General features: G+C 52.7%; 16 protein-coding genes, 1 other RNA gene and 1 pseudogene. 10 read left to right on the top strand and 8 right to left on the bottom strand.

All coding sequences use genetic code 11. The features are described 5' to 3' along the window. Positions 1 to 39 precede the first annotated feature (39 nt). Entirely contained in the window at positions 40 to 234 is a 195-nt protein-coding gene (locus RTX30_RS21445; protein ID WP_312692655.1) for an ogr/Delta-like zinc finger family protein, read from the top strand. A gap of 220 nt (positions 235 to 454) precedes the next feature. On the opposite strand, the gene rplS is transcribed toward RTX30_RS21445, so the two are convergent. From rplS to ffh, 5 genes are all read right to left on the bottom strand, one after another. Further along, complete coding sequence (rplS, locus tag RTX30_RS21440) at positions 455 to 802, bottom strand: 50S ribosomal protein L19 (RefSeq protein WP_002914145.1); 348 nt, start codon at positions 800 to 802, stop codon at positions 455 to 457. 39 nt (positions 803 to 841) lie between these two features. Beyond that, positions 842 to 1,609, bottom strand: coding sequence for a tRNA (guanosine(37)-N1)-methyltransferase TrmD (gene trmD / locus RTX30_RS21435; RefSeq protein ID WP_312692649.1), 768 nt, complete (start codon positions 1,607 to 1,609; stop codon positions 842 to 844). Positions 1,610 to 1,639: 30 nt separating this feature from the next. After that, the gene (rimM, locus tag RTX30_RS21430; RefSeq protein WP_312692739.1) at positions 1,640 to 2,188 is read right to left on the bottom strand and encodes a ribosome maturation factor RimM; all 549 of its coding nucleotides are present in this window, start codon (positions 2,186 to 2,188) and stop codon (positions 1,640 to 1,642) included. 18 nt (positions 2,189 to 2,206) lie between these two features. Then, on the bottom strand, positions 2,207 to 2,455 hold the full coding sequence (rpsP, locus tag RTX30_RS21425) for a 30S ribosomal protein S16 (protein ID WP_007370708.1): 249 nt from the start codon (positions 2,453 to 2,455) through the stop codon (positions 2,207 to 2,209). 251 nt (positions 2,456 to 2,706) lie between these two features. After that, the gene (gene ffh, locus RTX30_RS21420; RefSeq protein WP_312692643.1) at positions 2,707 to 4,068 is read right to left on the bottom strand and encodes a signal recognition particle protein; all 1,362 of its coding nucleotides are present in this window, start codon (positions 4,066 to 4,068) and stop codon (positions 2,707 to 2,709) included. 167 nt (positions 4,069 to 4,235) lie between these two features. Here ffh and RTX30_RS21415 point away from each other — a divergent pair, with 167 nt between their 5' ends. Further along, complete coding sequence (locus RTX30_RS21415) at positions 4,236 to 5,024, top strand: inner membrane protein YpjD (RefSeq protein WP_312692737.1); 789 nt, start codon at positions 4,236 to 4,238, stop codon at positions 5,022 to 5,024. Between the two features lie 18 nt (positions 5,025 to 5,042). After that, a complete protein-coding gene (locus tag RTX30_RS21410; RefSeq protein WP_312692735.1) occupies positions 5,043 to 6,329 on the top strand; it encodes an HlyC/CorC family transporter in 1,287 nt (428 codons plus the stop codon). 84 nt (positions 6,330 to 6,413) lie between these two features. Here the strand turns inward: RTX30_RS21410 and grpE are convergent, their stop codons facing one another. Next, positions 6,414 to 7,010 (bottom strand): nucleotide exchange factor GrpE, encoded by a 597-nt coding sequence (grpE, locus tag RTX30_RS21405; protein WP_312692641.1) that lies wholly within the window; start codon positions 7,008 to 7,010, stop codon positions 6,414 to 6,416. A 122-nt stretch (positions 7,011 to 7,132) separates the two neighbouring features. Between grpE and nadK the strand changes: the two genes are divergently transcribed. From nadK to RTX30_RS21385, 4 genes are all read left to right on the top strand, one after another. Then, positions 7,133 to 8,011: an NAD(+) kinase gene (gene nadK, locus RTX30_RS21400; protein WP_312692639.1), complete on the top strand. Its 879-nt coding sequence runs from the start codon at positions 7,133 to 7,135 to the stop codon at positions 8,009 to 8,011. An 87-nt stretch (positions 8,012 to 8,098) separates the two neighbouring features. Continuing rightward, a complete protein-coding gene (gene recN / locus RTX30_RS21395) occupies positions 8,099 to 9,760 on the top strand; it encodes a DNA repair protein RecN (protein ID WP_312692637.1) in 1,662 nt (553 codons plus the stop codon). Between the two features lie 148 nt (positions 9,761 to 9,908). Beyond that, complete coding sequence (gene bamE, locus RTX30_RS21390; RefSeq protein WP_312692635.1) at positions 9,909 to 10,250, top strand: outer membrane protein assembly factor BamE; 342 nt, start codon at positions 9,909 to 9,911, stop codon at positions 10,248 to 10,250. A 57-nt stretch (positions 10,251 to 10,307) separates the two neighbouring features. Further along, positions 10,308 to 10,826, top strand: coding sequence for a ClbS/DfsB family four-helix bundle protein (locus tag RTX30_RS21385; RefSeq protein ID WP_312692633.1), 519 nt, complete (start codon positions 10,308 to 10,310; stop codon positions 10,824 to 10,826). 6 nt (positions 10,827 to 10,832) lie between these two features. Here RTX30_RS21385 and RTX30_RS21380 read toward each other — a convergent pair whose 3' ends face one another. Both RTX30_RS21380 and RTX30_RS21375 read right to left on the bottom strand, forming a co-directional pair. Next, the gene (locus RTX30_RS21380; RefSeq protein ID WP_312692631.1) at positions 10,833 to 11,129 is read right to left on the bottom strand and encodes an RnfH family protein; all 297 of its coding nucleotides are present in this window, start codon (positions 11,127 to 11,129) and stop codon (positions 10,833 to 10,835) included. Further along, positions 11,119 to 11,556, bottom strand: coding sequence for a type II toxin-antitoxin system RatA family toxin (locus tag RTX30_RS21375; RefSeq protein ID WP_312692629.1), 438 nt, complete (start codon positions 11,554 to 11,556; stop codon positions 11,119 to 11,121). Before RTX30_RS21375 ends, RTX30_RS21380 begins: the two co-directional genes overlap by 11 nt. Before the next feature lie 159 nt (positions 11,557 to 11,715). Here RTX30_RS21375 and smpB point away from each other — a divergent pair, with 159 nt between their 5' ends. The 3 genes and pseudogenes from smpB to RTX30_RS21360 form a co-directional block, all read left to right on the top strand. Beyond that, a complete protein-coding gene (gene smpB / locus RTX30_RS21370) occupies positions 11,716 to 12,198 on the top strand; it encodes an SsrA-binding protein SmpB (protein ID WP_312692627.1) in 483 nt (160 codons plus the stop codon). A 168-nt stretch (positions 12,199 to 12,366) separates the two neighbouring features. After that, positions 12,367 to 12,730: a transfer-messenger RNA gene (ssrA, locus tag RTX30_RS21365) on the top strand. A gap of 183 nt (positions 12,731 to 12,913) precedes the next feature. After that, positions 12,914 to 13,177 (top strand): annotated as a pseudogene (locus RTX30_RS21360) (integrase arm-type DNA-binding domain-containing protein); the annotation flags it as partial. Positions 13,178 to 13,232 lie beyond the last annotated feature (55 nt).

Genomic DNA, 13,232 nt, shown 5'->3' with positions numbered 1-13,232 from the left:
TTATTATTACTGGCATAAATACGTCGGAGAAATCACAAAATGATGCATTGCCCGTTATGCCAGCAAGCGGCTCATGCGCGTTCGAGCCGTTATCTCAGTACCGAAACCAAAGAACGCTACCACCAATGCCAGAACATCCACTGCGGCTGCACCTTCGTCACCCACGAATCACTGGCGCGCTACATTGTCCGCCCGGACGCAACAAAAAACGCACCAGCCCACAGCATGCGCTAACATCCCCCACACAGGCCTGCGTCAGCAGGCTTTTTTTTGCCCCCACGCCTCCAAATACCCGACCAGCATCCCGCTCCGACACTGCGATCCTCTACCGCCATTCAACGCCGACACTGCGATCCTCTGCCGCCATCCTGCCGCCATCGCCCATAAAAAAGGGGCTGGCATTACGCCAACCCCTTGTTTTACACTAACTTTTAGGATGTCGCGAAAGCGATCCTTAGTTAAGACGCTCTTTAATACGAGCAGACTTACCAGTACGCTCACGCAGGTAGTACAGTTTAGCTTTACGAACAGCACCACGACGTTTAACAGCAATGCTGTCAACTACCGGAGAGTGAGTCTGGAAGACACGCTCAACGCCTTCGCCGTTGGAAATTTTACGAACAGTGAATGCAGAGTGCAGACCGCGGTTACGAATAGCGATAACCACGCCCTCGAATGCCTGCAGACGTTTTTTGGAACCTTCAACAACCCATACTTTCACTTCCACGGTATCGCCCGGACGGAAGGAAGGTACGTCCTGCTTCATCTGCTCTTGTTCAAGTTGCTTAATAATGTTGCTCATAATTTAATCTCTTATCCTGGGTAAACTGATATTGGGGGCTTACGCCGTCCCATCATGTTTCTGTTGCAGTTGTGCGTGTTCACGTTGGAACTCCGCCAGCAACCTTGCTTGCTCTTCAGTCAGAGCCAGGTTTTCCAGAAGTTCAGGTCTTCTAAGCCAGGTGCGGCCCAGCGACTGCTTCAAACGCCAGCGACGTATCTCAGCATGGTTCCCCGACAGTAACACTGCAGGTACTTCCATCCCTTCTAACACTTCAGGTCGGGTATAGTGTGGGCAGTCCAGCAACCCATCCGCAAAGGAATCTTCCGTTGCCGATGCTTCATGCCCCAGTACGCCCGGAATAAACCGGGAAACCGAGTCAATCAGCGTCATTGCTGGTAACTCACCACCGCTGAGAACGTAATCGCCGATAGACCATTCTTCGTCAATCTCGGTTTGAATTACGCGCTCATCTATCCCTTCGTAGCGACCGCACACCAGAATCAGTTTCTGATTGGTAGCCAGTTCGCTGACGCCCGCTTGATCAAGCTTGCGCCCCTGAGGCGACAGATAAATCACTTTGGCGCCTTCGCCCGCCGCGGCTTTTGCTGCATGAATAGCGTCCCGCAAAGGGTTCACCATCATTAACATCCCCGGTCCGCCGCCGTAAGGACGATCGTCCACGGTACGGTGCCGGTCATGAGCGAAGTCACGCGGACTCCAGCTCTGGATGCTCAGCAGGCCATTTTTTACTGCCCGGCCAGTTACCCCGTAGTCGGTAATCGCGCGGAACATTTCAGGAAACAGGCTAATTATGCCAATCCACATAGCGCCGTCTTTTACCGTATATCCGGAGGTTTAAAAACCAGGATCCCAATCTACTTCAATGGTTTGAGTAGTGAGATCGACTTTCTTGATAACCTGCCCATCGAGGAACGGAACCAACCGCTCCTTGATACCAAATGCATCTTTCAGGTTTGCCTTAATGACGAGCACGTCATTCGACCCGGTTTCCATCATATCGACGACTTTACCGAGGCTGTAACCTTCTGTAGTCACTACCTGGCAGCCCATAAGGTCTTTCCAGTAGTAATCACCCTCTTCCAGTTCCGGCAACTGCGAGGAATCCACGAGAATTTCGCAATTCGTCAGAAGATTCGCGGCATCGCGATCGTCAACACCTTTCAGTTTGATGACGATATCCTGATTGTGGTAGCGCCAGCTTTCCAGCTCAATGCTCTGCCACTGACCCGCCTTCTGGATAAACCAGGGCTGATAGTCAAAAATGCTTTCGGCGTCTTCGGTGGAGGAAAACACTCTGAGCCAACCACGAATTCCGTAAGAAGAACCCAGTTTGCCAACAATAATTGGCTCAACGGGGACCGATGCGGCTTGTTGCTTGCTCATCATGACCACCGTGACAGATTAAGCTGCTTTCTGTGCTTCTTTGATCAGCGCGGAAACGCGATCAGAAACGGTAGCGCCCTGGCCAACCCAGTGCTGAATACGATCCAGATCCAGGCGAGTGCCTTCTTCTTTCTCGGAAGCGATCGGGTTGAAGAAACCAACGCGCTCAATGAAGCGACCGTTGCGTGCATTACGGCTGTCGGTGACAACAACCTGGTAGAACGGACGCTTTTTAGCGCCGTGACGTGCTAAACGAATAGTTACCATAACATCCTCTTGTGTGAATAAAACACCAGGCCCCATCGAGGAACGGAGCCCGGTGTCATATTAAAAGCCCGAAAATTTTACTCATTTTTTGCTAAAAAGCAATCGACAGTTACGAAACTGTGGGGTGTGTGCCCCCTGGCGTTACAGCTATCTTGATGCCGACATACACGCAATCACTCGTGCGTACGCACTGTACATGAGGATGGCGAACATACCCCGGCGCCAAAATGGCCAATTAGCCAGGCCGCGTATTATCGGCCAGGGAAGCCGGGCGGCATCATCCCTTTCATCCCGCGCATCATTTTCGCCATCCCGCCTTTCTTCATCTTCTTCATCATGCGCTGCATGTCGTCGAATTGTTTAAGCAGACGGTTCACATCCTGTACCTGCATACCGCTACCGGCAGCAATACGGCGTTTACGGGAGCCTTTAATAATGTCCGGGTTGGCGCGCTCTTTTAGCGTCATGGAATTGATGATGGCTTCCATGCGCACCAGCACTTTATCGTCCATTTGCGCTTTAACATTGTCCGGGATTTGCCCCATGCCAGGCAATTTACCCATCAGGCTGGCCATCCCACCCATATTTTTCATCTGGCGCAGTTGCTCAAGGAAGTCGGTCAGATCGAAACCGTCGCCTTTCTTCAGTTTGTTCGCCAGTTTCTCGGCTTGTGCGCGGTCAACTTTGCTCTCGATATCTTCGATCAGCGACAGCACATCGCCCATGCCGAGAATACGGGACGCAATACGATCCGGATGGAAGGGTTCCAGCGCTTCGGTTTTCTCGCCAACGCCGAGGAACTTAATCGGTTTGCCGGTAATATGGCGGATGGACAATGCCGCACCGCCACGCGCATCACCGTCAACTTTGGTCAGAACGACCCCCGTCAGCGGCAGTGCTTCATTAAATGCTTTCGCCGTATTTGCCGCATCCTGACCGGTCATGGCGTCGACCACAAACAGCGTTTCCACTGGCTTAATCGCCGCGTGAACCTGTTTGATCTCATCCATCATCGCTTCATCAACGTGCAAACGACCGGCGGTATCCACCAGCAACACGTCGAAGAATTTCAGTTTTGCTTCTTTCAGCGCGGCATTAACAATATCAACCGGTTTCTGCGCCACGTCAGACGGGAAGAACTCCACGCCAACCTGCTGCGCCAACGTTTCCAGCTGTTTAATCGCCGCCGGGCGATACACGTCCGCAGAAACCACCATCACTTTTTTCTTGTGCTTTTCGCGCAGGAATTTACCGAGCTTACCGACGCTGGTGGTTTTACCTGCCCCCTGCAAACCTGCCATCAGCACCACCGCTGGCGGTTGTGCGGCAAGGTTCAGACTCTGGTTCTCTTCGCCCATCGCCGCAACCAGTTCGTTACGTACGATTTTGACGAATTCCTGTCCGGGGGTCAGGCTCTTGTTAACTTCATGACCAACCGCTTTTTCTTTCACGCGGTTGATAAAATCACGCACTACTGGCAGCGCGACATCGGCTTCCAGCAGGGCCATGCGCACTTCGCGCAGGGTATCTTTGATGTTGTCTTCAGTGAGGCGCCCACGGCCACTGATATTGCGCAGGGTGCGCGACAAACGATCGGTTAAATTATCAAACATGGTCTCTCGCCTGAGGTGTTACGATTGGCCGCCAGGGCGACGCATTACAGAATTTCCCGCAGTATAACATGAACACCAGGCTCCTGTATGTGATGCAACTGTTGGAGCAGCGGTCACGTGACGCTATACTGTTTTTCTTTCTTCTTCAGTCAACTGCCGACACCTATATGCCCGTTTTTGCTCTGATCGCTCTTGTTGCCTACTCCATCAGCATTGCGCTGATTGTTCCTGGCCTGCTCCAAAAAAACAGCGGCTGGCGCAGAATGGCCATTCTTTCAGCGGTTATCGCGTTGATTTGCCACGGCTTCGGGTTGAAGGAACGCATCTTCCCCGATGACGGTGGGCAAAACCTCAGCCTGCTCAACGTCGGCTCGCTGGTCAGCCTGATGATCTGTACGGTAATGACCATTGTCGCTTCTAAAAACCGCGGCTGGCTGCTGTTGCCTATTGTCTACACCTTTGCGCTGATTAACCTCGCTTTCGCGATTTTTGTACCGAATGAATACATTACGCATCTGGAAGCGACACCCGGCATGATGGTGCACATTGGGCTATCGCTCTTCTCCTACGCTACTTTAATTATTGCGGCAATGTATGCCCTGCAACTGGCGTGGATTGACTATCAGTTAAAAAACAAGCGGCTGGCCTTTAGCAGCGAAATGCCGCCGCTGATGGTGATCGAGCGGAAAATGTTCCACATCACCCAGGTTGGGGTGGTCCTGCTTACGCTGACGCTTTGTACCGGGTTATTCTTTATGAAGAACCTGTTCAGCATGGAAAATATCGACAAAGCCGTGCTCTCTATCGTCGCCTGGTTTGTCTATATCGTCCTGCTGTGGGGTCACTACCACGAAGGCTGGCGCGGTCGTCGCGTCGTCTGGTTCAATGTTGCGGGCGCGGGAATTTTAACGCTGGCCTATTTCGGCAGCCGCGTTCTGCAAGAATTTCTGAGCTAAAAAACAAAGGAGTTCCCTCTGGAACACATCTCTACCACGACGCTGATCATTACCCTGGTCATTATGGTCGTGGTCTCGGCGTATTTTTCCGGTTCTGAAACCGGGATGATGACGCTTAACCGCTATCGCCTGCGTCATCTGGCTAAGCAGGGTAACCGTGCGGCCCGCCGCGTCGAAAAACTGCTGCGCAAGCCCGACCGACTGATAAGCCTGGTGCTGATTGGCAATAACCTCGTCAACATTCTCGCCTCGGCTATCGGCACCATCGTCGGCATGCGTCTGTATGGCAACGCTGGGGTCGCTATTGCCACGGGTGTGCTGACCTTCGTGGTGCTGGTGTTTGCCGAAGTGTTGCCAAAAACCATCGCCGCACTCTATCCCGAAAAGGTCGCCTTCCCGAGCAGCTTTTTATTGGCGCCGTTGCAAGTCATTATGTTGCCACTGGTATGGCTGCTAAACGGCGTGACGCGTGTGCTGATGCGCATGATTGGCATTAAAGCCGATGTCGTCGTCAGCGGCGCGCTCAGTAAAGATGAGTTACGTACCATCGTCAACGAATCCCGCTCGCAAATTTCCCGTCGCAACCAGGATATGTTGCTGTCAGTGCTTGATCTGGAAAAGGTCAGCGTGAATGACATCATGGTGCCACGCAATGATATCGTCGGGATCGACATTAACGACGACTGGAAATCGATTGTTCGTCAGCTTACCCATTCGCCACATGGCCGCATTGTGCTTTATCGCGATTCGCTGGACGATGCCATCAGCATGCTGCGCGTACGCGAAGCCTACCGTCTGATGACCGAGAAAAAAGAGTTCACCAAAGAAGTCATGTTGCGTGCTGCCGACGAAATCTACTACGTGCCTGAAGGTACGCCGCTGAGCGTACAGCTGGTTAAGTTCCAGCGTAATAAGAAAAAAGTCGGCCTGGTGGTGGATGAGTACGGTGATATTCAGGGGTTGATTACGGTGGAAGATATTCTCGAAGAGATTGTCGGCGATTTCACCACATCCATGTCTCCGGCGCTGGCAGACGAAGCAACGCCGCAAAACGACGGCTCCGTGATAATAGAAGGCGGTGCCAGCGTGCGCGAGCTGAACAAAGCGTTTAACTGGCGGCTGCCGGAAGACGAAGCCCGCACAATTAACGGCATGCTACTGGAAGCGCTGGAAGAGATCCCTGCCATCGGCACCCGCGTGCGTATTGAACAATACGATATCGATATTCTCGACGTGCAGGACAATATGATTAAGCAGGTAAAAGTGATCCCGGTGAAAACCCTGCGCGAGAGCGTGACCGAATAAAAAACCACGCCCTCAGAGCGTGGTTTTGCGTCTGCGATTCCCCTTCGTTGCAAAAGAGGGGGAATCGCACCAACCGCCAGGCACTTACGCCTTTGCTTTGGCTACCGTGACCATCGCGGCGCGGATTGTACGGCCATTGAGGGTGTAACCTTTCTGCATGACGCCCAGAACTTTCCCGGCTTCCACTTCATCAGATTCCACCATCGCAATGGCCTGATGCACGTTTGGATCCAGAGGAACATTGGTATCGGCAATGACTTCAACGCCGAATTTCTTCACCACGTCCAGCATGGATTTCAGCGTTAATTCAATACCTTCAACCATGGGTGCCATGTCAGCGTTGTTTTTGTCTGCCACTTCCAGCGCGCGATCCAGGCTATCGACAACCGGCAGCAGTTCGTTGACAAATTTTTCCAGCGCGAACTTATGCGCTTTCTCAACGTCCAGCTCGGTACGGCGACGCAGGTTTTCCATTTCCGCTTTGACGCGGAGAACGGCTTCGCGCTCGCGGTTTTGCGCTTCGGCTAATTGCGTTTCAAGGTTCGCAATTTTCTCATCGCGCGGATCCACCTGCTCAACAGAATCGTCAGACTCAACAACGGCCTCAACGTCTTCGTGCTGTTCCATGATAATTTCTTCCGGGGCTTGCCCGTCAGGCGTTTTCTGTTCTTTACTACTCATGAATTTCTCCGCGTTTTTTTGCATTCATCTCGCTAACCTGGCTTATTATGGGGATCAGTTTCCGGGATTCAAGGGAACGTGACAGATTGTCATCATTCATTCGCCACAAGGACCAGCAGAAAATGACTCACCATTTCAAGTGTATTGGTATTGTCGGGCACCCACGCCACCCTACCGCGCTGACCACACATGAAATGCTTTACCGCTGGCTGAGCGCCAAAGGCTATGACGTCATTGTCGAACAACAGATTGCCCAGGAGCTACAGCTCAAAAACGTGAGAACCGGCACACTGGCGGAAATTGGCCAGTACGCCGACCTGGCGGTGGTGGTCGGCGGCGACGGCAATATGCTGGGCGCAGCGCGCACACTGGCGCGATATGATATCAATGTTATCGGTATTAACCGCGGTAATCTCGGTTTTCTGACAGACCTCGACCCGGATAACGCCCAACAGCAGCTCGCAGATGTGCTGGAGGGGCATTATATCGCGGAAAAACGTTTTCTGCTGGAAGTCCAGGTCTGCCAGCAGGCGTGCCAGAAACGCATCAGCACCGCTATCAATGAAGTGGTGCTGCACCCAGGAAAAGTGGCACATATGATTGAATTCGAAGTGTATATCGATGAAGTCTTCGCTTTTTCCCAACGTTCAGACGGTTTGATCATTTCTACCCCGACCGGCTCTACCGCTTATTCGCTCTCGGCTGGTGGCCCAATCCTTACTCCGTCGCTGGATGCCATCACGCTGGTGCCGATGTTCCCGCATACGCTGTCTGCACGTCCTTTGGTGATTAACAGCAGTAGCACCATTCGTCTGCGCTTCTCTCATCGCCGTAGCGACCTGGAAGTCAGTTGCGATAGCCAAATCGCCCTGCCGATCCAGGAAGGCGAAGATGTCTTGATCCGCCGCTGCGACTATCACCTGAATCTCATTCATCCCAAAGACTACAGTTATTTCAATACGCTAAGCTCCAAACTTGGCTGGTCGAAAAAATTGTTCTGAAAATCATTGCACAACACTTTACTGTATATAAAACCAGTTTATACTGGATGAAAACACAGTTATGGTTTTTCATACAGGAAAGCAACCATGTTGGCACAACTGACCATCAGCAATTTTGCTATCGTTCGTGAGCTTGAGATCGACTTTCACAGCGGGATGACGGCCATTACCGGCGAGACCGGGGCGGGTAAATCCATTGCTATCGACGCGCTTGGGCTGTGCCTGGGTGGTCGGGCCGAAGCCGACATGGTGCGTGCAGGCGCTCCCCGTGCCGATTTGTGCGCCCGCTTTGCGTTGAAAGACACACCGGCCGCTCAACGCTGGCTGGAAGATAATCAACTGGAAGACGGGCGTGAGTGTTTACTTCGCCGCGTCATCAGCAGCGACGGGCGCTCCCGCGGCTTTATCAACGGCACAGCCGTTCCTCTTTCACAACTGCGTGAACTGGGTCAGTTGCTGATCCAGATCCACGGTCAGCACGCCCATCAGCTGTTGATCAAACCCGAACATCAGAAAACTCTGCTGGATGGCTATGCCGGTGAGTACGCACTCACTTTGCAAATGGCGGAGCACTACCGCGCATGGCATCAAAGCTGCCGTGAGCTGGCGCAGCATCAACAACAGAGCCAGGAGCGCGCTGCACGCGCGGAGTTATTGCACTACCAGCTGAAAGAGCTCAATGAATTTCATCCGCAGCCTGGCGAGTTTGAACAGATCGACGAAGAGTACAAACGGCTGGCAAACAGCGGGCAGTTGCTCTCAACCAGTCAGCATGCGCTGAACATTCTGGCAGAGGGTGAAGAGATGAATTTACAAAGCCAGCTGTATACCGCCCGTCAGCTGCTGACGGAGCTGGCGGGCATGGATACTCGCCTCTCCAGCGTGCTGGATATGCTGGAAGAAGCCGCCATTCAGGTGAGCGAAGCCAGTGATGAACTCCGTCACTACTGTGACCGTCTGGATCTTGATCCGAATCGTCTCTATGAACTGGAGCAACGCCTCTCGCGTCAAATTTCGCTGGCCCGCAAGCACCATATCAGCCCCGAAGAATTGCCGCAGTTCCACCAGTCACTGCTTGATGAGCAACAGTTGCTGGACGATCAGGCCGATTCGCAAGAAACGCTGACGCTGGCTGTCAGCAAACATCACCAACTGGCACTGGCCAGCGCACAGCGGCTACACGAGCAGCGTGTGCGATATGCTAAGGAATTGAGCCAGTTGATCACCGAAAGCATGCATGCGCTCTCTATGCCGCATGGCGTGTTCGACATCGATGTGTCATTTGATGAACGTTCGTTGACCGCAGAAGGCGCCGACCGCATTGAGTTCCGCGTGACCACGAACCCCGGTCAGCCGTTGCAGTCTATTGCCAAAGTCGCCTCGGGCGGCGAACTGTCGCGCATTGCGCTAGCTATTCAGGTGATCACTGCCCGTAAAATGGAAACCCCGGCACTGATTTTCGATGAAGTAGATGTCGGCATCAGCGGCCCGACTGCCGCCGTAGTTGGCAAGCTGTTGCGTCAGTTGGGCGAATCGACACAGGTCATGTGTGTAACTCACCTGCCGCAAGTGGCGGGCTGTGGGCACCATCATTTCTATGTGAGTAAAGAAACCGACGGTGCGATGACCGAAACCCATATGCAGCCACTGGATAAACGGGCCCGTTTGCAGGAGCTGGCGCGCCTGTTAGGCGGCAGTGAAGTGACAAGAAATGCACTGGCGAATGCGAAAGAGCTGCTGGCAGCGTAAACTTTTTCGCGTTCTCAGGGTCAGACTTCCCGACAAAATCGACAACAGACCAGGCCGCAGAGGTTTTAAACTGGCGAAAGGTCTATTATCATCGGCATATTACATATGAGCCACGTATTGTTCGGGCCCGAAAAGGAATCAAATCACTATGCGCTGTAAAATGCTGACTGCTGCCGCAGCGGTTCTCCTGATGTTGACCGCTGGTTGCTCTACTGTAGAACGCGTGGTTTACCGCCCTGATATCAACCAGGGGAACTACCTGACCCCTAACGATGTCTCCAAAATCCGCGTTGGCATGACGCAACAGCAGGTTGCTTATGCTCTTGGCACTCCAATGATGACCGATCCATTTGGCAGCAACACCTGGTTCTATGTGTTCCGCCAGCAGCCAGGCCATGAAGATGTCAGCCAGCAAACCCTGACGCTGACCTTCAACAGCAACGGCGTGTTAACCAATCTGGATAACAAACCCGCTCTGACCAAACAGTAATACCGCAACCACAGAAAGGTACCGAAAGGTACCTTTTTTATTTCCAGGGAGGAAATAATGGCTGTACCGCAAAGCAAAAACGAACTGCTGGCCTCAATGACGAAATCCTGGCTTAGTTTGCAGAAGAAACTCGATCGCCTGCCCACAGAAACCGTATTTACCCCTCTGCTCGAAGGCCATGCCGCCGGCACCAGGATGAGCCCTGCAAACCTGGTCAGTTATTTACTCGGCTGGGGAGAGCAGGTGCTTTACTGGCATCAACAGGAAGCAGCAGGAGAGGAAATTGATTTTCCGGCAACGGGATTCAAATGGAGCGAGCTCGGCAGGCTGGCGCAAAAGTACTATCACGATTATGCAGAAATCACCGACTGGTTAATACTGCGCGCAAAGCTGGAGCAGTGCTATCAGGCGCTGGTAACACTGGTAGAAGGCTACAGCAACGAAGCACTTTATCTGCAACCGTGGTACGGCAAATGGACCCGGGGGCGAATGATCCAGTTTAATACGGCCTCGCCCTGGAAAAACGCCGCTTCGCGCCTGAACACCCTGCTAAAAGCCAATACAGCGGCGAAGTAAGCAGAATCATTTTTTCGCGCTGGCGGCTTTTTCTGCACGCTGGCGACGCAGCTCTTTCGGATCGGCGATCAGCGGGCGGTAAATCTCAACACGGTCACCATCACGTACGGCGTCGTGAAGCTTCGCCGGTCGACTGTAAATACCGACTTTATTGACGTTCAAATCGATATCGTCGCGCAGTTCAAGCAGGCCCGAAGCCACAATCGCCTGTTCAACGGTCGCCCCTTCTTCCAGCATCACTCGCTGCAAATACTGTTTTTCCGGCAAGGCATAAGCCACCTCAACGGCGATTTTACCCAACACGGTAAACCTCTTTCGCGCGATGGGTAAAAGCCTGCACCATATTCGCGGCCAGCTCTTTAAAGATGCGCCCAAAGGCGAGTTCAATCAGCTTATTGGTAAATTCAAAATCCAGCTGGAATTCAATGCGGCAGGCGTCGGCGCTGAGCGGCGTAAACTTCCAGCCCCCCATTAACGATTTGAAAGGCCCATCGACCAGATGCATCAAAATGCTCTGGTTCGCGGCCAGCGTGTTGCGGGTTGTAAAGGTCTTACTGATCCCGGCTTTAGAGACATCCACCGCTGCAGTCATTTGCGTCGGCCCGGATTCCAGCACCCGGCTTCCGGTGCAGCCTGGCAAAAACTGCGGGTAAGATTTCACATCGTTCACTAACTGATACATTTGTTCCGCGCTGTAAGGTACCAGCGCAGTCCGGCTAATCTGAGGCATTAGGGTTTTCCGCGTTCACACAATCACCAAATAATAACATTTCCCCAGGATGAAAGGAAAACGCTAAGCCGGAACTCATGCTAAGATAACGCGTTAAACCTCACAGGACGCAATGAGGTCAGTTTCAGATATCAGATTACCGGATGGCTTTACGACACTATGACGAAGAAAAAAGCACATAAACCAGGCTCAGCCACCATTGCGCTGAATAAGCGCGCCCGCCACGAGTACTTTATCGAAGAGGAATTTGAGGCCGGGCTTGCGCTGCAGGGCTGGGAAGTTAAATCCTTGCGCGCGGGTAAAGCAAACATTGGCGACAGCTACGTGATTCTGAAAGACAGCGAAGCCTATCTGTTCGGCGCTAACTTCACACCACTTACGGTCGCCTCCAGTCACTATGTTTGCGACCCTACCCGCACACGCAAACTGCTGCTTAACCAGCGCGAACTGGACACCCTCTACGGGCGCATCAACCGTGACGGGTACACCGTCGTGGCACTCTCCCTGTACTGGAAAAACGCCTGGTGCAAAGTCAAAATCGGCGTGGCGAAAGGGAAGAAACAGCACGATAAGCGCACCGATCTTAAAGAGCGCGAATGGCAGCTGGATAAAGCTCGCATCATGAAAAACGCGGGGCGCTGATGCCCCGTCCCCGCCCTCTCACGCCGGGAGAGGGCATGATTTCCTCGCTTTTCTTGACTGTGTTTACTCCTCTGTTCATTTTGCTCCCCCCATCCCCTAATAAAAACGCCACGACGATATGGACTGGTGTGCTGCATCATAAAAGTGTTATACTCGCTTCACACTTTTGGGGCTGATTCTGGATTCGACGGGATTCGCGAAACCCAAGGTGCATGCCGAGGGGCGGTTGGCCTCGTAAAAAGCCGCAAAAAAATAGTCGCAAACGACGAAAACTACGCTTTAGCAGCTTAATAACCTGCTTAGAGCCCTCTCTCCCTAGCCTCCGCTCTTAGGACGGGGATCAAGAGAGGTCAAACCCAAAAGAGATCGCGCGGATGCCCTGCCTGGGGTTGAAGCGTTAAAACTAATCAGGCTAGTTTGTTAGTGGCGTGTCCGTCCGCAGCTGGCAAGCGAATGTAAAGACTGGACTAAGCATGTAGTACCGAGGATGTAGGAATTTCGGACGCGGGTTCAACTCCCGCCAGCTCCACCACTTCATGATCCGGATACGTCCGGTGAAATCCTGAAAGCCCGCACGGCACAAGCCCTGCGGGCTTTTTTGTATCTGTCGTTGTCCGAGAGCATCCGGCTAAATCCAGAGAAAATTGGTACACGTTTAGGTACACGGTATACTGTGGTCCATTAAACGTGTACCAATTATGGAAGGGATCCAGATATGGCGCGCATCACACGCCCCCTCACTAACAACGAAATCCTCAAAGCTAAGCCCCGCGAAAAAGACTTCACGCTTCATGATGGTGATGGCCTATTCCTGCTCGTCAAAACCTCTGGGAAAAAACTGTGGCGCTTCCGTTATCAACGACCAGGAAGCAGCAGCCGAACTAACCTAAGTCTCGGTTCATACCCTGCCCTTACACTCGCAGCAGCTCGTCAGATACGCGACCAGCATTTAACTACGCTCGCGCAAAGCATGGATCCACTGACCTGCTCCCCATTGATTAATACACATCGATGTTAGTAATGTCTTCATAAGC

The sequence above is a fragment of the Kosakonia sp. genome (assembly GCF_032052965.1).
In the GTDB taxonomy this organism is placed as follows: domain Bacteria; phylum Pseudomonadota; class Gammaproteobacteria; order Enterobacterales; family Enterobacteriaceae; genus Kosakonia.
This window is presented reverse-complemented; position numbering and strand designations above follow the sequence as displayed.